We start from the raw sequence: 22,914 nt of genomic DNA on the forward strand, positions 1-22,914 counted from the left end.
CCGGGGGCTCCTGCCGTTGTCGTCAGCTCCTGCTCGATACAGGGGCGGGCTCTGGTCAGGGTGCCCGGCTGCCGGGCGTGAGGTTGGCATGTTCCCGATGCGGTTGAATCAGCCCGTCCGCACAGCGGACGTCCCTCGATGTTCACGATCACCATGGGCATCGCGTTGGCCGACATCCTGGATGCGGCAGCCCAGGGGCGTTTCCCGGCACCGGACGGCGGCACCACCGTGGTGCCGCAGCCGAGCAACCATTCGCCGGGGTCTCCACGGTGTTTCTGCCTGCGCAGCCTGAACTGGCCAGGGTGTCGTCGACTGCGGTTCGCATGCGCGGGGAGTCACCATCAGTCGGGCGCGCCACACGAGCGTCCCGGTGTGCATGAGGGGGTTCGCCTTCAACTGTGGAAGAAGGCGAGTTGGTGGTGGACCGCGGCTGTTGCGCGGTCGTGGTCTCCGGTCGCCAACAGGTCGAGCAAGGCTCCTCTGAGGACCGCGAGAGCGAGGGTACGGCGGGCAGCGCCCTCCACGCTGTCTCTCTCCTGCGCGGGCTGGCAGTCGGCCAGGACGGTGAGCCAGTCGTGCACCGTCGCCGCGGCGAAACCGCCCCACACGCCTTCGGGCTCCACCAGAGAAGTGGCGTAGGTTTCGGCCCACAGCTTCAGTAGTTGCTGATGCTCTGCGGCTGCGAGCCACCCCCAGAGGCGCTTGACGGCGGTGGCCAGGCCGATGGCTCCCGGGTCGCCGGGGTCCTGGATGTGGTTGAGGATCGTGAGTTCGTCAGCGCGGGCCCGGGCCAGGACCGCCCTGGTCAGACCGTCTTTGTTGCCGAAGAGGAAGACCAGCACGCGCGGACTGGAACCGATCGCCGTGGCCAGTGGGCGCAGGGACAGGCGCGCCAGGCCGTGCTCCAGCGCGTATCGGTAGGCGGCCTCCAACAGTTCGACTTTCCGCGCGGAGGGAATTGTCGTGTCCTCGGTCACCGCCGCAGCCTACCCCTACTGAAACGCTCGTTTCAGTGGCCGAGAGGGGTTGACCAATGACGCACGGGTGCCAGCGGCGGGTCGAGATCACCGTGCGCCCCGCTGATCGCCCCGGAGACCTGGGCTGGGTGGTGATGGCTCACGGCGAGACCTACGAGCAGCAGTTCGGCTGGAACACCGACTTCGAGGCACTGGTCGCGAAGATCGTCGCGGACTACGCCACCAGCCGCGATCCGTCCCGCGAGGCGGGGTGGATCGCCGAGGCCGACGGCGAACGTGCCGGTTGCGTCTTCCTGGTCGCCGGCGACGAGCCGGGGACGGCCAAGCTGCGCGTCCTCCTGGTCACCCCGGCTGCCCGCGGCATCGGCACCCGCCTGGTCGACCAGTGCCTCACCTTCGCCCGCCAGGTCGGCTACCGACACGTCGTCCTGTGGACCACCGACGTCCTCGTATCCGCACGCCGGATCTACCAGGCCGCCGGGTTCACCCTCATCGACGAGAAGCCTCACCAGAGCTTTGGTGATGATCTCGTCGGCCAGACCTGGTCGCTGACGCTTGATCAGCGCCGGCAGGGGAGCGCCGCGTACGGATCGGAAGACTAGCGGCGTCGTTCGAGGGAAAGGCGAGAACCGGTAATTCGGATGTGTCGCGGTGGTGCGCGTCGCTAACGTCCCACCTCGTGGGGAGCGCAAACCTACGCACCGAACGCCTTGAGCTTCGTCCCGTGCGTGACGAAGACATCGACCGCATCCTGGAGTACCGCAACCTGCCGGAGGTCACCCGCTGGCTACTGCGCACCGATGTCGACCCGGTGTCCTTCCGGGCGGCGTGGCGGCGCGCGGCAAAGAACCCCGACGACCACAGCGTGGCCGTGGTCCTTGGCGGCGTGGTGATTGGGTCCGTCTCGCTCGACGTGGTCGACGGCATGGGGCAACCCGGCATGCCGGCACGCACGGAAGCCCAGCTCGGCTACATCTTCGACCCGGCGTACGGCGGTCATGGCTATGCGACCGAGGCGGTCACCGCGATGGTGGCGTATTCGTTCGACCGGTTGGGCGTGCGAAGGATCACCGCGGGGTGCTTCGCGGACAACCTGGCATCCGTGCGGATCCTCGAGAAGATCGGCATGCGTCGTGAGCAGCACGGCGTCGGCGACTCATGGCACGCCGAGCTGGGCTGGGTGGACGGCTACACGTACGCCCTGCTCGCCGAGGCATGGCGCCAAGGGACGTCGTCGTAGGGCCGGCAGCCGCCGCCGGCACCGGGCTGCCCGCAGGCGCCCTTCAGGTCCGCCGGCTTCTACGACCTCCGGTAGGACCCGTTGGTCGTGCGGCGGGCGAGGTGGAGGAGTTCGTTGACACTCCATTGGTCATCGGCGCGGTGGCCGTACTTGTGGGCGAGGATGTGGCCGTCGGTGCTGATGAGGAAGTCCGCGGGCAAGCCGAGGGCGGTCTCCCCGCGGCCAGGAGGTGCGGCCTTTCCGGCGACCATCCCGCGCAGGGCCGAGGTCCAGGTTCGTGGGTGCAGCGCCGCCCACGGTGAGGTGCCGACGCCGAAGCGGGCGTAGAGGCGGCGATGTGGATCGGCGACGGCGGCGAAGGGCAGGTCGCCCTGGTACGGGAGCATGGCGGCGGCGGTGGAGTGGAAGACGGCGACTTCGCGGACGCCAGCGGCGACGATGTCGTCGTGCCGGCGGGTGATGGAGCGCAGGTGCAGGTTGCAGATGGGGCAGCCGGCGAAGCGGCGGAATTGCAGGTGGACGAGGCGGTCCGGGTCGGGAATGCGGACGGGTTGCCCGGTGATGGCGGTGAGGTCGAGTGGGCCGACGCGCTGACCATCGTGGATTTTCGTCATGGCGGTGGTGTCGTCTCCTTCGTCGCTACGCGGTTTGGGCGAGGCGGGGCCAGGGGTAGCCGCTGGCCTCCGCTTCGGCGAGGGATGCGCGGACGGCGTTCCGCCAGTCCTCGCGGGGGGTGTAGCCGAGTTTGCGGGCGGCGTGGTCGGTGGGGCAGTCCCAGTCTTCGGAGACGTGCACCAGGGAGCGGGTCAGGAAGGGGTCGGAGCCGGGCAGGAGGGGGTGTAGCTTCTCCATCAGCCAGGCGAAGGCGTAGCCGGCGGCGTACGGCACGCTGAACCAGGGGCGTGGGGAGCCGGTCTCCTCGGCGATGAACTCGATGACTTCGCGGGCGGTGGGCAACGTCGGGCCGCAGATGTTGAACGACTCGTAGTCGTCGAGCCCGTCGGCGGTCGCCGCCAGCGCGAACGCCTCGCCCAGGTCGCTGCCGCCGACGAGCGCGAGGCGGGCGCGTCCGCCGGCGAGCCAGGGCACGAGGCGGGTGCGCAGCCGGGGTACGAGAGCCGGCACCATGCCGAGGGTGTTGCCGGCGCCGACGAAGTGCCCGAGGCGCATGGTGACCATCTGAGTGTCCCGGTCGCTGCGGCGGCGCATGTGGTCGTCGAGGTCGATGAGCCGGTCGAGGTGGGGCCAGAAGCCGGTGCGGCGGGTCGGGGTGAAGTCGTCGATCGGTCCGCCGTCGGCGGGGCGCGCGGCGATCGCGATCGTGCTGGTCTGGATGAAGCGGCGGACGCCGCGGTCGATCGCCTGGTCGATCAGGTCCAGGTTGGGCTCGAAGAACTGGCGGCGTTCCTGTTCGGCGTGGCCCCAGAAGGCGCCCCAGGTGCCGGCGTGGCAGACCACGTCGACGCCGTCGACGACCGCCTTGCGATATCCGGGGTCGCGTAGGTCGCCGACCCGGACTTCGCCGGTGAAGGCTGCCGGCAGCCGGTCGGGCGTGCGGCAGGCGGCGACGAGGGCGACGTCTGGGCGCGCGGCCAGCGCGGCGAGGACGTTGCGGCCGAGGAAGCCGGTGGCGCCGGTGACCAGAACTCGCGTGATTGGTGGTTTCACGTCTACTCCTTGCCGAGTGGGGTGGCGGATCACAGGGATTGGATCCAGCCGGTGAGTCTGGAGGTCTCCCGGTCGATGTAGCCGGGGTCGCCGAGGCTGTGGGCGATCAGCGACACGCCCTGCAGCGCGGACAGCAGGTGCAGGGCCAGGTCGGCGGCGTCGCCGTCGCGGCCGAGCGCCCGGAACTGCTCCTCCAACCAGCTCAGCAGTTCGGCGAAGACGGCGCCGGCCTGCTCGGCGAGGGGACCGGCCGCCTTGTGCAGCTCGGCACAGAGCGTGCCGACGGGGCAGCCGCTGCGGGCGAGCACCGCACGGTTGTCGGCCGTCATCCGCACGAACGCTGCCAGCCGTGACCGGGCCTCACCGGCCTGGTTCCATTGGGTACGCAGCGTGGCGTACTGCCCGGCGTGTCGGGCGATGAGGGCTTCGCCGATGGCGTCCTTGGTTTTGAAGTAGTAGTAGACGTTGCCGAGCGGCACTCCGGCCGCGCCGGCGATGTCCGCGAGCGTGGTCTGGGCGTATCCCTGCTCATGCACGAGCCGGACGGCGGCGTCGATCAGGCGGCTGCGTTTGTCGCGTTGGCGGTTCACCACGTCATCTCACCATCCCTCAGTTAGTTAGCTAACTTACAGGCCATGTAGGAGATGGTCCAGTGGCAGATCCAGATGGTCACTCAGGGTAGGCGACGAGCGGGCTTATCAGCATGGTCTTGTTGTGGGTGTCGGGTGACAGCCATCCCGTTGCCCGGTCGCCGGGAAGCAGCGCCGCCCAGGGGATCTCCGCGCGCGTTCGCGGGCCGGGGCTGAGGTGCAACACGAACCGCCAAGGCTCCTGCCCACCGGGTCCGCACCAGGCCCGGCCGCGGATGCACGGCGCGGCGGTCAGCAGATCGTACTTCTCGGCTACCAGGCCGTCACACCAGTACCACCGAAGGTGCCTGTCCTCGAAGCCCTGAAACTCCGCGCAGATGCGGAACTCCAGCCGTAGCCAGAAGTCCTGCTCATCCATGCCGACCTCCACCGGCCACCGGGCACCACGGCAGCCGACGCCGTCCTGGCGTTCCACGTTGGCCAGCTGGTTGCCTTGATTGTCAACCTGGGCACGCTCTCTCGCCGCGCCCAGCCCGCGGCGATCGAGTTGATCGGGCTGTCGTCACGTCTTGAGAGCGTCGGTGGCAGGCTGGCGGGGAGTGGCGGGGAGTTGCCGTATGGTGTCGCCTGTCCCGATCGTTGCGCCGACGAGCACCCGGGCGTTGAGGCCGCGCAGCCGTAGTCGCCGGCCTTCCTCGGTCCAGACGATCTTGTGGGCGTCACGTCCGAAGCGGGCGGCGAATTTGGCACAACCGGTGTGTGGCTGGTCAGTCACTTCGATGACGGCCCGGTCGCCGATCGCCAGCCGTGAACCGGCTGGCATGGCGTCGATGCTCAGGTCGAGATCGACGTAGAGCTGATCCCCGGCAAGCGCCCAGGCATCACGATCGGGACCGGCGATCAGTTCGACGAAACGGGAGTTGATGACGTTCAGCTGCATGTCGGGGTGCGGTGACCGGTCGGTCGTTCGCGAGCTGGGTCGTTGACTCCAGCTGTCGCCGAGCAGCCCGGCGTCAGGGTCCAGCTCGGCCCGGGACAGCACCTCGCGGGCGTCGACGGCCGGCCGGCGGACGGCCAACGCCAGGGTGCCGACACCCCGCGGGGACTGCCGCACGAGGTGCAGGCCCTCCATGATCTCGTCCATAGAGCGATGACGTACGGCGATGGAACTCTCCATGGTCCGACTGTGCTCCACGCACCTGCACGGCGTCCAAACAGTTCTCGAAACACGAGACCGGATCGAGGACATCCTCCGCTTGCCGTCAAGGGCGCTGTCGCACGCTCGCCGGCCCGAAGTCGGATGCGTGAGGCTCGGCATCAGCAGTAGCGTCCCGGTCATGGCTTCGGATGCCTTCGTACCGGCCGGCTTCGATCCGCCGACGTCGCTGGTGACCGGCCGGTTCCGCCTTGAACCGCTGGGCCCGCAGCACAACGTCGCGGATCATGCTGCCTGGATGTCGAGCATTGAACACATCCGCACCACGCCGGGGTACCCGGACGGCGACTGGCCGCCATCCCGCGGCATGTCGCTCGAGGCGAACCTTTCCGATCTGCGCCGTCATGCTGACGACTTCAGCAGTGGCACCGGGTTCACCTTCACCGTCCTCGACACGGTCGACGGCGACGTCATCGGTTGTGTCTACCTGTACCCGCCAGTCTCCGAAGCGTATGACGTGACGGTCCAGTCCTGGGTGCGGGCCGACAGGGCAGCCCTCGACAGGCCGCTTGCCGCCGCCGTCGCGAACTGGATCGCCACCGACTGGCCGTGGACGCGCCTCGACCGATGTGGCCGTTGACGAACTGCCTCGACAGAGGGCTCGGACTCTCCCGGCGGGTTGCCGCCTCCCGGACCGACAAATCCGCGCCGACCGCAACGCCCGGCCGTGCACATCACAATCCCACGGCCGGCGCCGCGACGCACTCGTGACCGAAGGTGGCGTCGCGGTATCGGTCCCCGGCCCCTCGAACGTGCCGAGCGGAGAGGCCCGACACGGCCACCAAGCCAACCGGGACGCCACGTGACGTTGGTGTATCACGGTTGTTCGGTAAGCGTCTCCGGCCTCGGGGCCCGCCTGATCTGCCGGCTCGCCGTCGACGCCGCTGCGACGATGGCCAGCCACGTCGCCAGGGCTGCGAAGGTCGGCACCGCGCCCAGGGTTTCCAGGGATATGCCGCCGAGGAGAGCGCCCACGGGTCGGGCGCCCCAGCCGATCATCCGGGCGGCGCCGTTGACGCGGCCCTGGAGGCGGTCGGGGGTCAGGGCGTAGCAGTAGGCGGCGTTGGTGGTGTTGAAGATCGGGCCCATCAGGGCGCCGACCGTGTAGACCACGCCCAGCACGAACACGGTCGGGGCGAGGGCGAACGCCACCATCTGCGCGACCCACCACCACAGGGCGCCCAGCATGATCATGCTCGGGGCGACGAGGCGCTGCATCGGCGGGGCCACCAGGGCGCCGGTGATCGCGCCCACCCCGAAGAGGCCGAGGAGAACACCGACGCCGGTCGGGGACGCGCCGAGGTCGGTGGCGCGGATGACGATGGTCAGGCCGAGGGCGCTGAAGGCCAGGTTGCCGGCCGACGCGATCGCCACCAGGGCGCGGAGGAGGTGCTGGCGCCACAGCCAGCGGACGCCCTCGGAGACCTCCGCCAGCAGGTGACGACGCTGCGGTGCCCGTTCGTCCTCCAGGGGCCGCTGGATCGGGGCGACCAGGGCAGCGCCCACCAGGTACGATACCGCGTCGACGGCGAACGGCACCGCGTGGCCGAGCCCGAAGAGGAGGCCGCCCAAGGGCTGGCCGGCCAGGTCGGCGCCCTGGTCGCGGGCCTGGTTCTGGGCGATCGCCGCTGGCAACTGGGGTTTCGGCACCACGTGGGGTAGGGCGGCGGTCTCGGCGAGCAGGAAGAAGACGTACAACGTCCCCTCGACGAAAGCCACGACCATGAGGTGACCGATCGTGATCCGCCCGAGCACGACGGCCACCGCGACCGATGCCAGGGCCACCGCCCGGCCGGCGTCGGCGGCGAGCATGATCCGCTTGCGGGACCAGCGGTCGACCAGGACACCCGCCGGCAGGAACCAGATCAGGAACGGTGCCGCCTGCGCGGCCGCCACCAGGCCGGCCTGCGCCGGTGAGCCGGTGACGGCCAGCACGAGCAACGGGTACGCGAGGCCGCTGATCCGGGCACCGAGCGTCGATACGACCTGGCCCGTCCACAGGAAGAGGAAATCCCGATTTCGCCAAAGGGGGGCCGGCATCGGACCAGTCTGCTCAATCTGCGCGGCAACCGCCCAAGCCCGATCCCGGCGATCCCACTACCAGCGCAGACAGGCGAAATGACGTGGAGTATCGGACGGGTCGTCATCCAGCAGCAGCGCGACTCGTCTGCGCTGTCGATGCCCGGAGACAGGAACGCTTTCCTGTCCAGCTGACGAGGCCGCACGACGTCAATACCGAGCCTTAGTCTCGGCTCGGTCGGGTGCGAGCGGCCTGGACCGGTGTGACGGCTTAGCGGCCTGCCTTCGCGTGGTATTGGTCCACGATCTCCTGGGGGATCCGGCCGCGGTCGGAGATGTCCTTGCCGGCCTTCTTGGCCCACGTCCGGATGGCCTTGTTCTGCTCACGGTCGGCACTGGCGGTACCGTGACCACGAGCAGCCCGGCCGCCGACGACCACACCGCCACGGCCCACCTTCGTACCGTGGGCGACGTAGGGAGCGAACACCTCACGCAATTTGCTGGCGTTGCCGCTCGACAGGTCGATCTCGTACTGGACGCCGTCGAGTGCGAACTTGACGGTCTCGTCGGCCTCGCCGCCGTCCAGGTCGTCGACCAGCTGATGAATGATTTGCTTTGCCACGTCTGAGCACATTCCTTTCGAGCATGATGGTCCTACCAGCGTGCATGCACAATAACCTGTACGGCACCGGCGACGTCAACAGGATCCGCCATGTGGCCTCGTAATGACTAACCCGGTCCCGGGAAATCTATCCCCACCCGTCCGTCATATTACCGCTGGGTAGGCAAAGGGCGACGGTGAGTTGACACGAAAGGCTGATCCTTGTGCGTCCAGCGACCTCAACCCAACGCGACGGATCAGAGCTGCCATTTTCGTGGCAATCCGTGATCTGCTCGTAGGGTGGGTGACGGGGCTATCGACCGCGGCCTCGTCGCCAACCGGGAAGCGCCACCCCGAATTTCGGGGCCATGCGTGAACCGGAACGACTGTCAGGTCGACACCACGGTCAAGAGCATGACGGCAGCGCCGGGGCGGTGACCGATGACGACCCGGTGGCAGGGGCGGCGAACCCGCCCCTGCCACCCGGGATCGGCCGGCGAAGTCGGGCCGGTGACCCGCGGCCCACTCGGCATAGGACCGGCGGGGTGCCCGCTGACCTGCTCGATGACGTCGTTGACTGGCGCGGCTTTGCCGACTGCCTCCGCCATGAGGCCGATCAGCGCCGTCAGATATTGGCGGCCCATGAACTGGCTCATCTGGCGGCCTCGCCGCCGGCCGGTGCCGCCGGGAGCGTCTCCGGCCTGGTCAGGTCGCCGCGGACGACGCCGACGCTGTCGGGGAGCGCGGCCCGTTCCGGAGTGGAGTTCGACGTGGTGGGTCGGGTGGGCAGCGTGGCGGCTGCGGTGTTGCCTCGGGTGGCGGCGAGGTGCAGCCGGTGAGACCGTCTCGGCGGCTGTCGTGGCGGAGGCTCCAGTGGTGCGGTTGCGTCAGCAGGCGGCGCAGCGCGGTCGGTGTGTGGCCGACGTGGGTTCGCCCGGTGCGGCACAGGTGCGCCTGATCGGCGAAGCCGAGGTCGACCGAGATTCCGGCGTGGTGGCCAAGATGTCGAGGTTCTCGACCTGACGGGCGACAGCGGCGAAGGCCAACAGCGCCACCGTGACATGTTCGGGAGCGGCCTGCGGGCGAGTCCGTCGGGCCGTGGAGTCGGAGGAGAAGTGCCTGGTCAGTACCGGTCGCGGAGAATCTTCTTCATTTGGGTGATCTCCTCCTCCTGGGATTTCACGATCTGGTCGCACAGCTCGACGATCTCCGGATCGGTGATGTTCGACTCCTGGCAGACGAGGATCGCCCGGGAGTGGTGCGGGATCATGGACTTGAGAAAGTCCTCGTTGCCGACGAAGGGCTCGGTGCGCACTGCCGCGAATCCGCCGACGAAGAGGGCGCCGAGCGCGGCGTACAGGGCGATGTTGAGGCGCCGGTCGGTGTACATCTGGTGCATGACGCCCATCATTATGACGCCCATGACCGCCACCATGATCACCGACATGTAGAAGTTGCTCAGGTTCAGATAGAAGTCCGACCACCTGCGGATCTGCGACAGCGTGAGGACGAACATGACGGCCAGGCTGATCAGCAGGACCAGGCCGAACCGGAGGTAGTTCTTCTTCATCTCTGCTCCGTCAGCTTATGGAGAGGGGCCAGTCGACTCGGACGTTTTGTCCACGCTAATACAGCATTTGGGGCATACAGTGTGTGATCCGGACGTACGTGCCGGCAGCGCCTCGGGTCAGCGGTGGGTGAGTTCGGGGGCGGCGCTGTCCAGTGGCACGGCGGCGCCGGGCACCAGTCCGAGTTGGACGCTCGATCGGGAGCCGACGGCGGCGAAGAGCCAGTCGGCGGCGGTGCGGGCGCGGTTGGCGGGCAGCGACAGCTTCACTCTTACGTCCGGCCCGCCCCTGCTGTGCTGGGCCCGGTCGATCCCTCCCGCATCGCTCGCTCGGTGTCAGCGGCGGACGTCGTGGGTAGGGTGGGCTGCGGGTCAGGACGTGTGCCAGATCCCCCACACCCGCGCCCTCACGCACCGGCTCCGACGGTCGCCGAACTCGCTGCGGAGCCGGACATCAGTGACGAGGAGGTGCTGGACGGTCTGGAGGCAGCACGCGCGTACCACGCGGTATCGGCCGATTCACGTCTCGGGAGCGGCGCGCGAAGGGACCGGAGGCAACACCTTCGCCGTGGTGGCATGCCGCTCGGTGAGGAACGCCGGCGCTCATCGGCCGCCGACGGACGGCCGCTGGCCAGTCGTAGCTCCACCTCCGCCGTCCTGTCACGGCGAACGTCTCCTGGCCGCAGCGATTGTGACCGTGTTTACCGAACTACCGTGCGGAACCAGCGTATGGTCGCCCGCATTGCCCCTGCGGGAACGGAGCACTCAATGGTCGCACGTCGGTTGATCTGTCTCCTCGCCGTGGCGGTGCTGGCCGTGGCCGGCTGCGGCGACAACGGCGGGACCTCGGCCGGCAGCGCTGATCGGCCGTCGGGCACGGCGACCGGATCACCGCTGGAGTTCACCGCGACCACTGTCGACGGCGCACCGTTCGATGGGCGGTCGCTGGTCGGTAAACCCGCCGTGCTGTGGTTCTGGGCACCGTGGTGCCCGGTGTGCCTGCAACAGGCGCCCGGCGTACGCGAGGCGGCCGAACAGCACGGCGACCAGGTCGCCATCGTCGGGATCGCCGGCCTCGACGAGGCCGCTGCGATGCCGGAGTTCATCCGCCTGGCCAAGGTCGGTTCGATCACGAACCTGTCCGACGAATCCGGGGAGGTGTGGAAACGCTTCGGCATCACCTCGCAAAGCACCTTCGTTCTGATCGACGCCGCAGGGACTGTCACCTTCCGCGGCCGACTCGACGCCGACGAGGTCCCCGACCGTGTCGCGGAGTTGCTGGGCTGACCATTGTTACCACGGGGATGGGGAGCCGATCCCCAGTTCAGAGCGTCTTGGCGCAGTCGCTTACGGTGATCCCCTTGCCGTCGCCGTGGCCGAACGTCTCGTGGCCGCGCCCGACACGAGGGTCACGCTGGCTGTGCCGGAGTACGCCATCGAGTTGGTATCCGCGGGGCTTTCCGGTGCGACGGTGCTCGTCGCAGATCGGCTCGGCGCCGAGGTCCTGGCCCATTGCGGGCTCGTCGACACGGTTTGCGGTCCTGCGTCGTGACACCGCGCCGTGCGACATCCTGATGGCCCGTGCCCACCAACCGCAGGCGCGGTTGGTGGTCCGGACCGAGCTTCCCGCCGCTGCGGCTGCCCACGACGTCCGGCACTTCTCCCTGGCGTCTGCGGTCGCCGATGCGTACCTGTCGGCGTTGGCTTCCACGGCGACCCGCCGGCCTCGACTGTTGCCCAGGATCGGCCGCGCCCGCCGCACCCCGTATCTCACCGGCAGCACCCACCCTTCAGCTCCGACACCGCAGCTGAATGCTCGATCAGTTCCTGATCATGACGATGCCGATGACGGGGAACTCGGCGGCTTGGCCTTCTGCGGGTAGATCGTCTCGTGGCGGGCCAGCATGGCGACGAATTCGCCGATCTTCCGCTCGCGGGTCTGCGCCCGCTTGACGGCGTTGACGCGGTGGATGAGAGCGAACCGGTTGGTTCTGGTGAGTACGTCGAACATGGCCTGGGCGGCGGGGTCGGTGGCGATGGCGGCGAGGAGGTCGGCCGGCACCTCGGCTTCCGAGGGCGGGGCGTAGGCGGCCGCCCACCGCCCGTCCGCCTTCGCGGCTTCCACCGCGGCGCGGCCCGCGGGCAGCATCCGCCCCTGCGCCTCAAGCCGGGCCACGTGGGCGACGTTGCGTTGCGACCAGGAACTGCGGGGCCGGCGCGGGGTGAACCGGATCCAGGACGTCTGCTGATCCCGCTTACGGGCCTGCCCGTCGATCCAGCCGAAACACAGGGCCTCGTCGACCGCCTGCTGCCAGGTCAACGTCGTGACGGTGCCGCCCTTCTTGGTCAGGGCCAGCCAGACGCCGGGCGACATGGCGTGATGGGCCGACAACCATGCGCGCAACGCCTCGGCGTCCGCGACGATCAACTCATCCAGTTCGGTGCTCACCATGACGGCAGGCTATCCGCTGCACCATGGCCGCAGTCACTGCCCGGTGCCCAGCCCGGCGAGCCGAGCCCAGTGGGCAAGGCGCCGCGCCCTTCGTGCGCCAGCAGCACGCCGGCCGGGCGCTATCGGCGCCGGGTGGTGTCGATCGGTAGGGCGGCGTGGTCGGCGGCCTGCCGGCCGGATTCCCAGCCTTCGCGGCTGTTCACCCGGCTGGCCCTGGCCCGGACCGTGTGCGGGAAGACCCGCTGCATGGTCTCGCGGATCTGCTCGTCCCGGGAGGCGAGTACCGGCAGCAGGTCGGCCGGGTCGGCCACTCCGTTCTCGTCGCCCCGACCGGTGGCCTGCGCCAACGCGAGCTGTGCCGCGGCGGCCAGTCGTTCGTCGATCCGGTCCGCAAATGCCACCAGGAAGGACTGGCGGAACGCTTTCAGGCGGCTCCGACCGGCCTTGCCGCCCGGCGGCTCGGCCCGGGCCATCGCCCGGTGCGCCTGCACCAGCAGGGAGGTGTAGAGCAGGTCGACCGCGTCGATGTCGGTGTCGAAACCGAAGACGGTGCTGAACGCCAGCTCCGGCGACGAGACCGTGTGGCAGCGGTTGGCGCGGGCGACGGCGTCCAGCAGGGACGCCTTCTCCTTCTCGTGCGGGTGGTCCACGCCGATCCGCCGCGCGTACGGCACCACTGGCGCCGTGTCACCGCCGCGGGCGGCCAGCAGCGCCTCGTCCAGACTGTGCCGGGTGACGAGTTCCTGGGCCTTGGCGGTGTACGCCTCCGCCTCGGCCGGAAAGGTCGTCGACTCCGCCTTGGCGAGCAGGGCGCGTACCCGGTCCAGCAGCCGGGCGTCGATCCGGGTCGACCCGACGGCGCCCGACCGGTCGGCCGGCGCGGCGGCGGAACCCGGCGGGGGCACGAGCACCTCGATCGGCGGGAGCGCGGCCAGGATGGCGAGCAGGCCCAACACCAGATCGAGCACGGCCACCCGGTCGAGCCGCCAGCGGGCCGCGAGTTCGTCGACGTACGTCGCGTCGCCGGTCCACCAGACCCGCGCGCCCAGGGTGTCCGCCTGCGCCAGCCACCGCCCGTCGACGGTGGCCCGGGAAAACAGTCGCAGGTGCGCGGCGACCGCGTCGGTCACCAGGTCGGCCTGGCGCGGCCGGCCCCGCCGGGCGACCACCCGGTGCAACTCGGCCGGCTGCCACCCGCCCCGCCACAGCCGCGCGCAGGCCTCGTCCTTCGCGGCCACCAGCTCCGGGTCGACCTCGGCTGACGGTGTGACGGTCAGCGCGTCCAGCCCCGATTCGTAGTCGACCGTCCCGGCGAGAACCGCCCTGATCCGTTCCCGCACAGTTGTCACCAGCCCAAGGCTACGGAGTCGCTGGCCCGCTCCGTCGACGCGGGGCGGACGAGAGCGCCTCGGCGATCATTCGGGTCGAGGCGATCATTCGGGTCAAGCCGTCCGGTTGACCGGACCGTGGTCCGCGAGAGCGGCGACGTGGGAGCGGATGCGTTCCGCCTCGGCGAGTTCGAGCTCGGTGGCGTCGGTCAGGAGGTACTCGTGGTGGCGGTGGGCGTGGCCGGGTTCGCCGCGGGTGTGATGGGTGTGCCCGAGCCCGGTGCGCGCGCGGGCCTGCTGGTAGCGGGCGCCGGTGACCGTGGCGGCGCTGAGCGCTGCGGTGAAGTGGGTCAGGGCCGTCGCGGTGTGCCCGATGGCGTGGGTGACCGCGCCGAGGCCGTTGAGCGCCGAGGCGCGGCCACCATGGTCACCGATCTCGGTGAAGATGGCGAGCGACTGTTCGAAGTACCGGTGGGCCCGCTCCGGATCGCCGAGTCCCAGCTGAGCGGTGCCGAGGTTGTCCAGCACGTGGGCCTCGCCACGCCGGTTGCCGTACCGCCGGGTCAGGACCAGCGCCTGCTGGTGGTGGTCGGCGGCGGCACGGTGCCGGCCCAGTTGCTGTTCGACGAGGCCGAGACAGTCCAGCGCCAGGGCCTCCGCGGTCCAGTCGTCGGTCCGCCGGGACAGCTCCAGGGCGCGCCGGTGGTCTTCGGCAGCGGCCTCGTGCCGGCCCCGCCGTCGGTGTACGAGGCCGAGATTGTTGCGCACGAGGGCTTCGCCGGTCAGGTTCGCGGTCTGCCGGAACAGGGTCAGTGCCCGGGCGAAACAGGCCTCGGCGGAGTCGTACCGGACGAGCTCGAAGTGGAGGAAACCAAGGCTGTTCTGGGCGCTGGCCTCGTCGGTGAAGTGCCCTGAGCGGCGGAACAGCTCGATCGCCTGCCGGAGGTGCTCGGCGGCCGACTCGTGCCGGCCCACCCGCTGTTCGGTGTTGCCGAGACCGGCCAGCGCGTGGGCCTGCCCGACGAGGTCGCCGGCCTGCCGGGCGGCGCGCAGCGCGTGCTGGTGGACGACCAGGCCATCGGCGTAGTGCCCGCAGTCGAGATAGCGGTAGAGCAGCACCGAGAGCCGGATCGCGTGGCTGGGCCAGCCGTGCGCGGCGGTGTAGCGGGCGACCGCCGCGAGGGTGGACCGCTCGGTGTTCAGCCATCGTTTGGCGGTGTGCGGTTCGGTGAGTTCCGGGCTGGGTGTCGCGGCGGGGGCCACGTTGGGCCGCGAGGTGACCGCGGCCGGGTACAGGCCACCGACGGCGTCGGCGGTGGCGGCGAGGTAGTAGTCGAACAGCCGGTCCCGCGCCGCCCGCCGGTCGCGGTAGCCGTCCAGCGCGGTCGTCAGACTCACCGCGTACGCGCGCAGCAGATCGTGCATCCCGTACCGCCCGGTGCCGGTGAGGTGCACCAGGTGGGCGCGGGCGAGCAGGTCCAGCGCGTTGCGGGCGGCTGCCAGGTCGGTGCCGGCGAGCGCGGCGACCGCGTAGCTGTCGAGGTCGGTGCCGGGGTGCAGGCCCAGCAGGCGGAAGGTGCGGGCCGCCTCGGCCGGCAGGTGCTGCATCGACCAGGAGAAGACGGCGGTGACGGCGGCGTGCGGATCGTCCCCGGCGGCCAGCAGGTCCAGCCGCTGCTGCCCGTCGGCGAGTTCCGCGACCAGCTCGGCCAGGGGCGCCTCGCCCGGCGGCCGGCCAGTTCGGCCGCGATCCGCAGGGCCAGCGGCAGTCGCGCGCAGCGCCGCACGAGGGCCCGCACGGCGTCGGCCTCGACCTCGGCGCGCCGGCCGATCAGGCGGCGCAGCAGCACGGCCGCGTCGGTGAGCGGGAGCGTGGCGAGGTCGAGGCGCTGCGCGCCGTCCACGGCCACCAGCCCGGCCAGGCTGTCCCGGCTGGTGATGACGACCAGGCACCGGCCGGTGCCGGGCAGCAACGGACGGATCTGCTCGACCGATGCGGCATTGTCCAGCACGATCAGCATCTGCCGCCCGGCGAGCTCGGTTCGGAAGCGGGCGGAGCGGCCGTCGAGGTCCCGGGGCAGTTCGTGGTCGGGCACCCCCAGCGCGTCGAGGAAGCCGGTCAACGCCTCGTCGGCGCCCATCGGCTGCTCGGGGTGGTAGCCGCGCAGGTTCACGTAGAGCTGCCCGTCGGGAAACCGGTCGGCGACCTGGTGGGCCCAGTGGACCGCGAGTGCGGTCTTGACGATTACCCCGATTCTGACATACTAGAGCTATGACGTCAACACCCACCCCCCAGACCCGCCGACCCCGGGCGATCCTGCTGGCCCGGCTGTCGGACAACCGCGAAGAAATCGACCTGACCGACGAGGGCATCCCGCTGGGGCTGGACGACCAGATCCGCCGCATGCACCAAAGCGCCGATCACCTCGGTTGGGACGTGTACAAGGTCATCAAGAACCCGCGCCTGTCCGCGTACAAGCGGCGTAAGGTCACCCTGCCGGACGGGCGCCGGGAGTACCGGGTGTTCCGCCCGGACCTGCGCGAAGCGTTGGCCGACCTGGCGGCCGGGCGCGCGAACGCGCTGCTGTGCCTCGATCTGGACCGGGCGTTTCGAGACCCGAAGGACCTGCAAGACCTGATCGACGTGGTGGAGCACTCCCCGCACCGGATCGTGGTGGAGTCGGTCACCGGCAGCCTGCACATGGAGAAGGGCCGGGACAACTTCGACGCCGAAATCCGGGTGCTGGTGGCCAACAAGGCATCCCGCGACACCGCCCGCCGGGTCGCCGCCGCCCGCGAGCGGCAAGCCCTGGCCGGGCAGTACGGCGGCGGCCGGCGGCCGTTCGGTTTCTGCGCCGGCCCGCCCCGGCTCCCAGACGACGCGAACCCCGAGGAGCACCTGTGTGACTGGCACGGCGCCCGCACCTGCAAGGCCGGGATCACCTTGGTCAAGGACGAGGCGGACGTGATCGCCGACTGCTCCCACCGGCTGCTGCAAGGCGTGAGCCTGCGGGCGCTCGCCCTGGAGCTGCGCGACAAGCAGGTACCCACGGTCACCGGGGCGCAGTGGAGCGCGGAGACGCTGCGGGATGTGCTGCTGCGCCCGCGCAACGCCGGGTTGCTGGTCTACCGCGGCGAGATCGTGGAAGGGGTAGCCGCGCCGTGGGAGCCGATCATCAAGCGGGAGGTGTTCGACGCGGTACGCACGTTGCTGACCGAGCCAGCCCGGCGCACCGGGCCGGGGGCGGCGCCGCGGTGGTGGGGGTCGGGTATCTACCGGTGCGGGGTGTGCACCCCACCCGGCAGCAACCCCGAGAAGCCGATGACGTGTCAGGTGACCCTTGGGGGGCGGGCACCCCGTTACAAGTGCAAGGACAACAACCATTTGGCACGTAACGCCGGCCACGTCGATGATTGGGTGTTCATGCACATCGCCTACTGGCTGACCCACCCCCGCGCCTACGAACTTTTGGCCCCACCGCCGCCGGAGGTTGACGCCGCCGCGTTGCGGGCTGAGCGGGCCGCGATCGCCGCCAGCCTGGAGCAGTACGCGATCGACGAGGTGTTGCAGAAGCGCACGCAGGCGCAGGTGAACGCCGCCACCAGGGCCGGTCAGGCGCGTATCGGCGAGATTGACGAGTTGTTGAACGCGACGGTCGCGGATGATCCGTTGGCGGAGGTGGTCAACGCCGCCGACCCGGTAGCGGTCTGGAGCAGCCTGCCGCTGGCTAGTCGGCGGGTGTTGCTGGACCGGTTGTGCACGGTGACGATCATGCCTTCCGGGCGCCGGGGGCAGGGGTTTGACCGGTCCACGGTGCGGGTGGCGGCCAAGCATCATCTGGGCACGCCGGTCGGGTAGGCCCGCCAGGCGCCAGGCGGCGGGTATCCGGCCCAGCCGGGTACGCCGCCGGCTGCGGGTATGGGGCGCGCGTTGGGTCACCCGGCCGACCGGCGCCGGGCGCGGTGCGGGTGCAGCAGCGCGGCAAGGGTGTCGCGCTGTTCGTCGGTGATTGGCTGCCACTGGTCGACGGTCGCGGTCACCTCGGCCATCGCCTCCCAGTCACGCAACAGGCCGCGTAGCCGGGCGGTTTCCGGATCGTCGGACGGGCGGGGTGTCGACATCGCCGCGAGCCGGGCGCGCATGACCTTCTGTACCGGCGTCAACGAGTCCGGCGATGTGCCCGCGTCCGGGGTCATTTCCGGACCCGCCCGCGCGGTCGTGTCCGGAAGGCGCGGTGCGGTTGGTTCCGGACGGTCCCGCGCGGTGGTTTCCGGACTTTGCGGTGTGCCGGCAGCCGCCCGCCGCCGGTTGCGGCGTGGCCGGGTGCGGGCCGCGCCGCCCGTGCGGGTGTGGTTCCGGCGCCAGGTTGCTCGGGTGCCCACCGGGGCGGGGTGCCGGTGGCCTCGGTCGCCGGTTGTTGGCCCGCGTGGGTGGTCGGCACGTCGCTGTCTTGACGTGCCGCTGAGGCGGGGCGTAGCGTCATATTCCTCCTAATTGGGCCATGCACGTGTCTCAGTTGGGGTTGCGGCCGGGCGCGGGTCGCGTCCGCGTCCGGCCGAGCTGTTAGGTTGTCGTCTACGTGTAGCGGCCAACCGTCCTCGGAACCCTCTCCGGGACCATCGCCGGAACCGTCCTCGGGACCGCCCCGGCTTGGCCGGTTGGGTTGTCTCCCACCCCTATAGCGGGCAGGGGTTAGCGAATCCGCTACTAGTCGCGCTCCAAAGTAGAATCCTCAGCGGCGCGTGCTATCCTGCGCCGTTCATCCGCGAGCGCTGCCAGCGGACCCGGAACACGCGGGCGGAATGTCCGCTGTGCTCTTATTCAGTTGATATGGATCTATACATACCTCCTCGGTCGTGTTAGCGTGTGGTCGCCGGGGTTCCGGACGGGTGACGGCACAGGGTCAGGGTGACGCGAGGGGGTTGACGCCCGCGTTACCAACAGACATCCGTCGATGCTGAATGGCGTAGCGGCCCAGGTCACGGCTGTGAACGGCCCCGCTGTCGTGGGGTGGTCTGCGGCTTCCAGCTAGCCCTCTTACGCAGCCTGCGAGCTGCGCGCCGAGCCCGCCGGGTGAGCATGGTCGCCGGCCCGCTGGAGACGGCCGCGAGCCCGCCCGCCCCGCTCGGGCGTACGCCCGCCCCGCTCCTGCGGGTGCGGCTTGCGCGCCCGCCTTTCGGGCGGGTGCCCAGGCAGGCCGCGCCCACGATCCGCTCGTAGCGGGCTGCATCCTGCTGCCCGGCCCGCCGTACCGCACGCCGGCCCTCTGGATGTGCGTGACGGGACACACCGGCCCGCCGCCGGGGTGCGGGTGGCCGGTGGGTGCTCTCGTAGCCGATGACGGCCGGGTCGCCTGCAAAGGTCCACACCTAGTAAAGACTGAAAACACCCCCCGATTCCTGATCTTGACCGAAAGTCCTTGCCCGGCGCGGGTCCGCGACACGGTGGTATCCCTACCAGTCGGCTCCGCGCACGGTTCCCGGACACCGGTGGTGACCAGCAGGTTCGGCCACGCCGGGGTGGTCCTTTCACTGGTCCGCTCCAGGACCAGTGAAGGGACCACTGAACGGACCAGGCAAAGGCCCACTGTGCAAAGCCATGCACAGCCGCGTGCACAGACCATGCACAAGGCTGGTAACCCCGGCGTGCATCCCGACGGCAGGCCGGTTCACGGCCGCGTTACCAGCCGAACAGCCCGGCCCACGCGGTGACACCGGCGTGCACACACCATGATCTGTCTCTTGTGGAGCGCTACGGTAGCGCTACCGTAGCGATGGCGCGCTATACTGCCGCCTTCACCTTGCCCGCAAGTCGCAGCAGCGGATTCGGTGACGGTAGCGTGCTACCCTTGCACCCCCCTGTGTGTCCCCCTGCCCGAACCGGGCGGAAGACCAGCCCGCGAGGCGCACCGGAACCGGCCAGGCGGCCCGCTCGGTCACCAGCGTTACCAACCCGATCGCCGCCGCCGCTTCGACACGCCACCACCGGCGGCATCACCCCCACGGCCAGCGGCAACCTGGTAACGTCCCCGTCGAAGACAAGCAGACCCGGTTACCAGGCACGCCCCCGGAGCCGCGAACGCGCAGCTCGACCCAGGCAACGGCATCCTCGGAGGCGCACCGGGACCAGCCTGCGGAGGAGTTTCGGCATCCTCCCCAGTGGCCGACCACGACGGCGCGGAAGCCTTGTGGTAGCGCGAAACCACCGGGAGCAAGCTAACGGTCTTGTGACAAGACCTCAGACCGGGCGCGGTCTGAGGAGCCTCCCGGCTCGCGTAGGTGCGCTACTGGTAACGGTCGCCTGTCACTGTCGAACCAGCGGCGAACCACGCCGCACCAGGGTTCGGCAGGAGGCACCGACATGGACAGCCGCACCGCACACCACACCGCGCCGAGGGCACGCGCCGGCCGCGACCGCGACCACCTGTTCCCGAGGCGGGTAAGGCGCGCCGGCCCCAGCTTCCACGACGACGAGTGGGCCGCGATCGCCGCCGCAGCCGAGAAGGTGGACCTGACCCCGACCGGGTTCATCGCCCAGGCCGCGTACGCGCACGCCCGCGGCGAGTGCGCCACCACCGGCGCCGGGTCGGGCGGGGATGGGTACGAGGTGCTGCGGCAGTTGCTCGGTGAGCTGTTCGAGACCCGCACCGCGCTGAACAGAGTGGGAACCAACCTGAACCAGGCCGTGGCCGCGTTCAACTCCACGGGCGAGGCGCCGGTGTGGCTGGCCGACGCGGTGAGGCTGGTAACCCGGGCGGTAACCAGCGTGGACGAGACGGCCGCCGGGGTGGGTCGGCGGTTGCCGTGATCCCGGCGATCACCAAGGGCAAGAAGGTCTACGGCCTGCTGCGGTACCTGTTCGGGCCGGGCAGGCGGGAGGAGCACACCAACGCCCACCTGGTGGCGGTATGGAACGGCGCCGGCCCGGTGGCCGAGCTGGAGCCGCCGATCCACGGCGACGGCAGCCGCGACGTTCGCCGGCTGGCCGACCTGCTGAACCAGCCCGTACTCGCGGCGATGCGCAAGCCGAACAAGCCGGTGTGGCACTGCTCCATCCGCACCCACCCGTCAGACCGGGTGCTCTCCGACCAGCAGTGGGCACACATCGCCGGAGAGGTCATGGCAGCGGTCGGGCTGGCGCCGCACGGCGACCAACAGGCCGTCCGGTGGGTCGCGGTACGTCACGCCGAGGACCACATTCACCTGGTGGCCACGCTGGTGCGCCAAGACCGGCGCCGGGCCTGGACGAACTACGACTACCGCAAGGCGCAGCAGGCGTGCCGGGACCTGGAGGAACGCTACAACCTGTATCGGGTGGCCCCACCCGGCCAGGGCAGCCGCCGGTGGCCGTCGCCGGACGAGCTGAACAAGACCACCCGCCTGCACCAGGCATCGACCAGCCGACCGGCGACCAGCAGACCAGCGACCGGCCCGAGGGCGACCAGCCGCAGCCGGCGGGGACCGGTGGCCCCGCGCGAGCGGCTACGCCGGCTGGTGCGAGCGGCAGCAGCCACCGCCACCGACGAGGACGACTTCTTCGCCAAGCTCGACCGGGCCGGGGTGAAGGTCAAGCTGCGCCACTCCAGCCGCAACCCCGAGCAGGTGACCGGCTACGCGGTCGGACTGGACGGCCACGCCAACCCAGATGGCGAGACCATCTTCTACGGCGGTGGCAAGCTCGCCGCTGACCTGAGCCTGCCGAAGCTGCGGCGGCGCTGGACCGGGGCACCACCGGAGGACCCGGCGCCACCTATGACGGAGGCTCAGCGGGTCGCTGCTCTGTCGTTCCCGCCGACCGGTGTCTACGCGCGGGCCGAACGGGTCACCCGCCAGGCGGCGCAAGCGCTACGTACCACCGGCGATCCGGCGCAGGCGGCCGGTATCGCCCGCGCCGCCGCAGACGTGCTCACCGCGATCGCCCAACGGTGGGAAGGCCGCGACGGCGGGCCGCTGACCGAGGCCGCCGAGCTGTTCGACCGCGCCGCCCATGACCAGCGGGTGACCGCCGCCCACGACAACTTGCACGCCACCCGGATGCGCGGCGTGGCCCGGCTGATCCTCGTTGCTGCCGCCGTGTCTCGTGACGAGGATGTCTCGAACACCACCCGGCTGCTGCTGACCCTGGCCCTGTTCCTGACCGCATGGGCCGAGATGCGGGAAGCGCGGCGGCTTGTGCACCAGGCGCACGCCGCACGCGAGGCCGCCGCGCGGCTGCGTTCCTGGACCCCGCCACCGGGAGCAGCTACGGCCACCGGTCCGGCCGCGCCGGGACCGGACCTGTTCCGTACGGCGCGGCCGGTGGCCACGCCCTGCCACCGGCGGTGACCTGCTACCCGGCCCGGTGGGTGGCGAGTCGCGCCAGCCGCACACGATCACCGGTGCCGGTTGCCGGTGCCCAGACGGGTCCGGCGGGATGTTCGGTGGTACCGCCTGCGCCGGTGGCGACCGTGAGCGTCCCGGAGGCCACGGCAGGATGGCGGGCCAGCCGGGAGCGTAGCGAGGTCTCCCGGGCCGGTGTGGGTGCCCAGACCAGCACCAGATGGTTCAGTCCGGTGGCCCGGTGCAGGTCCGCGTAGCCGTCCAACTTGGATGCCACGCGGTGGGCCTGTTCGGTGCCCTGGTCCCATTCGAGCCAGAACGAGACGGTGGTGCCGTGTTCGGTCCATACGCCGTGCCCGTCGGGGCGGACCAGCTCACCGGTCACGGTGCGGCAGGTGCGCTCGGACCACCACACCGACAGCTCCGCCCCCGGTGTGGTGCGGGCGTGGGCGGCCAGGTCGACAAAGAAGCCGTTGACGCCGAGCAGGTGGCCGAGCTTCGGGGAGGTGGCGAGCCGGTTGACCCGCTGGCGCACGGTGGCGGGTTTGGGTGCCGGTTGGTCGGCGCGGGCCGCCAGGTACGCCAGCCCGATCAGGTCCAGGGTCCAGCGCCATTGCTGGGAGCCGGGGCGTACGCCGTCGCGGAACCGGGCCAGGATGCCGCGCTGGTTTAGCAGCACCAGCCGGTTGCGGGCGGTGTGCAAGTGGTCGAAGCACAGCGCGGCGACCTGTTCGGTAGTGAACACCTGGTGTTCGCCGAGTAGTTCGATCAGCCACCGGTCGCGGGGCATCAGCCGGCGGAGCTCGCCGGCAACGTCGATACCGCCCCGGGGTGGTCGGGCAAGTGCCCGGATGTGCGGCGCTGCCGCATGTGTTGTTCCCATAGGGAATGTCTGCCCTTTCGTTGATGCGCGGTCAGGGGTGCTGACCTGCGCTGT

Annotated in this window: 25 protein-coding genes and 1 pseudogene; 9 read left to right on the top strand and 17 right to left on the bottom strand. The window is 70.3% G+C overall.

The annotated features are described in order from the left end of the window. Positions 1 to 153 precede the first annotated feature (153 nt). Positions 154 to 261: pseudogene (locus KIF24_RS32580) on the top strand (GNAT family N-acetyltransferase); the annotation flags it as partial. A gap of 131 nt (positions 262 to 392) precedes the next feature. Here the strand turns inward: KIF24_RS32580 and KIF24_RS10835 are convergent. Continuing rightward, positions 393 to 977: a TetR/AcrR family transcriptional regulator gene (locus KIF24_RS10835; RefSeq protein WP_331461078.1), complete on the bottom strand. Its 585-nt coding sequence runs from the start codon at positions 975 to 977 to the stop codon at positions 393 to 395. Between the two features lie 56 nt (positions 978 to 1,033). On the opposite strand from KIF24_RS10835, the gene KIF24_RS10840 reads away from it, so the two are divergent. Beyond that, entirely contained in the window at positions 1,034 to 1,579 is a 546-nt protein-coding gene (locus tag KIF24_RS10840; RefSeq protein ID WP_221083923.1) for a GNAT family N-acetyltransferase, read from the top strand. Positions 1,580 to 1,656: 77 nt separating this feature from the next. Beyond that, complete coding sequence (locus KIF24_RS10845) at positions 1,657 to 2,217, top strand: GNAT family N-acetyltransferase (RefSeq protein WP_221083924.1); 561 nt, start codon at positions 1,657 to 1,659, stop codon at positions 2,215 to 2,217. A 59-nt stretch (positions 2,218 to 2,276) separates the two neighbouring features. Here KIF24_RS10845 and KIF24_RS10850 read toward each other — a convergent pair whose 3' ends face one another. The 5 genes from KIF24_RS10850 to KIF24_RS10870 all read right to left on the bottom strand — a co-directional run bounded on the left by KIF24_RS10850 (position 2,277) and on the right by KIF24_RS10870 (position 5,652). Then, a complete protein-coding gene (locus KIF24_RS10850) occupies positions 2,277 to 2,831 on the bottom strand; it encodes a peroxiredoxin-like family protein (RefSeq protein ID WP_221083925.1) in 555 nt (184 codons plus the stop codon). A gap of 25 nt (positions 2,832 to 2,856) precedes the next feature. Next, positions 2,857 to 3,885 (bottom strand): NAD-dependent epimerase/dehydratase family protein, encoded by a 1,029-nt coding sequence (locus KIF24_RS10855; protein WP_221083926.1) that lies wholly within the window; start codon positions 3,883 to 3,885, stop codon positions 2,857 to 2,859. A 29-nt stretch (positions 3,886 to 3,914) separates the two neighbouring features. Continuing rightward, entirely contained in the window at positions 3,915 to 4,475 is a 561-nt protein-coding gene (locus tag KIF24_RS10860; protein WP_221083927.1) for a TetR/AcrR family transcriptional regulator, read from the bottom strand. 79 nt (positions 4,476 to 4,554) lie between these two features. Continuing rightward, positions 4,555 to 4,893 (bottom strand): hypothetical protein, encoded by a 339-nt coding sequence (locus tag KIF24_RS10865; protein WP_221083928.1) that lies wholly within the window; start codon positions 4,891 to 4,893, stop codon positions 4,555 to 4,557. 144 nt (positions 4,894 to 5,037) lie between these two features. After that, the gene (locus tag KIF24_RS10870; RefSeq protein WP_221083929.1) at positions 5,038 to 5,652 is read right to left on the bottom strand and encodes an MOSC domain-containing protein; all 615 of its coding nucleotides are present in this window, start codon (positions 5,650 to 5,652) and stop codon (positions 5,038 to 5,040) included. Here KIF24_RS10870 and KIF24_RS10875 point away from each other — a divergent pair. Then, on the top strand, positions 5,639 to 6,271 hold the full coding sequence (locus tag KIF24_RS10875; RefSeq protein ID WP_221083930.1) for a GNAT family N-acetyltransferase: 633 nt from the start codon (positions 5,639 to 5,641) through the stop codon (positions 6,269 to 6,271). The two genes, KIF24_RS10870 and KIF24_RS10875, sit on opposite strands and share 14 nt — an antisense overlap. Positions 6,272 to 6,507: 236 nt before the next feature. Here the strand turns inward: KIF24_RS10875 and KIF24_RS10880 are convergent, their stop codons facing one another. The 5 genes from KIF24_RS10880 to KIF24_RS10900 form a co-directional block, all read right to left on the bottom strand. Continuing rightward, a complete protein-coding gene (locus KIF24_RS10880; RefSeq protein ID WP_221083931.1) occupies positions 6,508 to 7,731 on the bottom strand; it encodes an MFS transporter in 1,224 nt (407 codons plus the stop codon). A gap of 250 nt (positions 7,732 to 7,981) precedes the next feature. Next, complete coding sequence (locus tag KIF24_RS10885; protein ID WP_221083932.1) at positions 7,982 to 8,332, bottom strand: histone-like nucleoid-structuring protein Lsr2; 351 nt, start codon at positions 8,330 to 8,332, stop codon at positions 7,982 to 7,984. A 368-nt stretch (positions 8,333 to 8,700) separates the two neighbouring features. Then, complete coding sequence (locus tag KIF24_RS10890) at positions 8,701 to 8,967, bottom strand: hypothetical protein (RefSeq protein ID WP_221083933.1); 267 nt, start codon at positions 8,965 to 8,967, stop codon at positions 8,701 to 8,703. A gap of 467 nt (positions 8,968 to 9,434) precedes the next feature. Next, positions 9,435 to 9,881 carry a DUF305 domain-containing protein gene (locus KIF24_RS10895; protein ID WP_221083934.1) on the bottom strand — a complete coding sequence of 149 codons (447 nt, stop codon included), beginning with the start codon at positions 9,879 to 9,881 and terminating at the stop codon, positions 9,435 to 9,437. A 117-nt stretch (positions 9,882 to 9,998) separates the two neighbouring features. Further along, positions 9,999 to 10,148, bottom strand: coding sequence for a hypothetical protein (locus KIF24_RS10900; protein WP_221083935.1), 150 nt, complete (start codon positions 10,146 to 10,148; stop codon positions 9,999 to 10,001). A gap of 306 nt (positions 10,149 to 10,454) precedes the next feature. Here KIF24_RS10900 and KIF24_RS10905 point away from each other — a divergent pair, with 306 nt between their 5' ends. Both KIF24_RS10905 and KIF24_RS10910 read left to right on the top strand, forming a co-directional pair. Continuing rightward, positions 10,455 to 11,165, top strand: coding sequence for a TlpA family protein disulfide reductase (locus KIF24_RS10905; RefSeq protein ID WP_221083936.1), 711 nt, complete (start codon positions 10,455 to 10,457; stop codon positions 11,163 to 11,165). 85 nt (positions 11,166 to 11,250) lie between these two features. Next, positions 11,251 to 11,430, top strand: coding sequence for a hypothetical protein (locus tag KIF24_RS10910; RefSeq protein WP_221083937.1), 180 nt, complete (start codon positions 11,251 to 11,253; stop codon positions 11,428 to 11,430). Positions 11,431 to 11,709: 279 nt separating this feature from the next. On the opposite strand, the gene KIF24_RS10915 is transcribed toward KIF24_RS10910, so the two are convergent. The 4 genes from KIF24_RS10915 to KIF24_RS32585 all read right to left on the bottom strand — a co-directional run bounded on the left by KIF24_RS10915 (position 11,710) and on the right by KIF24_RS32585 (position 15,832). Next, positions 11,710 to 12,330: a YdeI/OmpD-associated family protein gene (locus KIF24_RS10915; RefSeq protein WP_221083938.1), complete on the bottom strand. Its 621-nt coding sequence runs from the start codon at positions 12,328 to 12,330 to the stop codon at positions 11,710 to 11,712. Between the two features lie 119 nt (positions 12,331 to 12,449). Further along, entirely contained in the window at positions 12,450 to 13,679 is a 1,230-nt protein-coding gene (locus tag KIF24_RS10920; RefSeq protein ID WP_331461079.1) for a DUF2786 domain-containing protein, read from the bottom strand. A gap of 93 nt (positions 13,680 to 13,772) precedes the next feature. Then, positions 13,773 to 15,083 carry a tetratricopeptide repeat protein gene (locus KIF24_RS10925; RefSeq protein ID WP_230416247.1) on the bottom strand — a complete coding sequence of 437 codons (1,311 nt, stop codon included), beginning with the start codon at positions 15,081 to 15,083 and terminating at the stop codon, positions 13,773 to 13,775. Next, positions 15,053 to 15,832: a hypothetical protein gene (locus tag KIF24_RS32585; protein WP_230415479.1), complete on the bottom strand. Its 780-nt coding sequence runs from the start codon at positions 15,830 to 15,832 to the stop codon at positions 15,053 to 15,055. Before KIF24_RS32585 ends, KIF24_RS10925 begins: the two co-directional genes overlap by 31 nt. Positions 15,833 to 15,930: 98 nt before the next feature. Here KIF24_RS32585 and KIF24_RS10930 point away from each other — a divergent pair, with 98 nt between their 5' ends. Next, a complete protein-coding gene (locus tag KIF24_RS10930; protein WP_230415480.1) occupies positions 15,931 to 17,517 on the top strand; it encodes a recombinase family protein in 1,587 nt (528 codons plus the stop codon). A 77-nt stretch (positions 17,518 to 17,594) separates the two neighbouring features. On the opposite strand, the gene KIF24_RS10935 is transcribed toward KIF24_RS10930, so the two are convergent. Further along, complete coding sequence (locus KIF24_RS10935) at positions 17,595 to 17,855, bottom strand: hypothetical protein (protein ID WP_221083940.1); 261 nt, start codon at positions 17,853 to 17,855, stop codon at positions 17,595 to 17,597. Between the two features lie 2,164 nt (positions 17,856 to 20,019). On the opposite strand from KIF24_RS10935, the gene KIF24_RS10940 reads away from it, so the two are divergent. Both KIF24_RS10940 and KIF24_RS10945 read left to right on the top strand, forming a co-directional pair. Beyond that, on the top strand, positions 20,020 to 20,466 hold the full coding sequence (locus KIF24_RS10940) for a MobC family plasmid mobilization relaxosome protein (RefSeq protein WP_221083941.1): 447 nt from the start codon (positions 20,020 to 20,022) through the stop codon (positions 20,464 to 20,466). After that, positions 20,463 to 21,983: a relaxase/mobilization nuclease domain-containing protein gene (locus KIF24_RS10945; protein ID WP_221083942.1), complete on the top strand. Its 1,521-nt coding sequence runs from the start codon at positions 20,463 to 20,465 to the stop codon at positions 21,981 to 21,983. The genes KIF24_RS10940 and KIF24_RS10945 overlap by 4 nt, the downstream gene beginning before the upstream one ends. 4 nt (positions 21,984 to 21,987) lie before the next feature. On the opposite strand, the gene KIF24_RS10950 is transcribed toward KIF24_RS10945, so the two are convergent. Further along, positions 21,988 to 22,767 (bottom strand): replication-relaxation family protein, encoded by a 780-nt coding sequence (locus KIF24_RS10950; protein WP_407939992.1) that lies wholly within the window; start codon positions 22,765 to 22,767, stop codon positions 21,988 to 21,990. Positions 22,768 to 22,914 lie beyond the last annotated feature (147 nt).

The sequence above is a fragment of the Micromonospora tarapacensis genome (assembly GCF_019697375.1).
GTDB lineage: Bacteria > Actinomycetota > Actinomycetes > Mycobacteriales > Micromonosporaceae > Micromonospora > Micromonospora tarapacensis.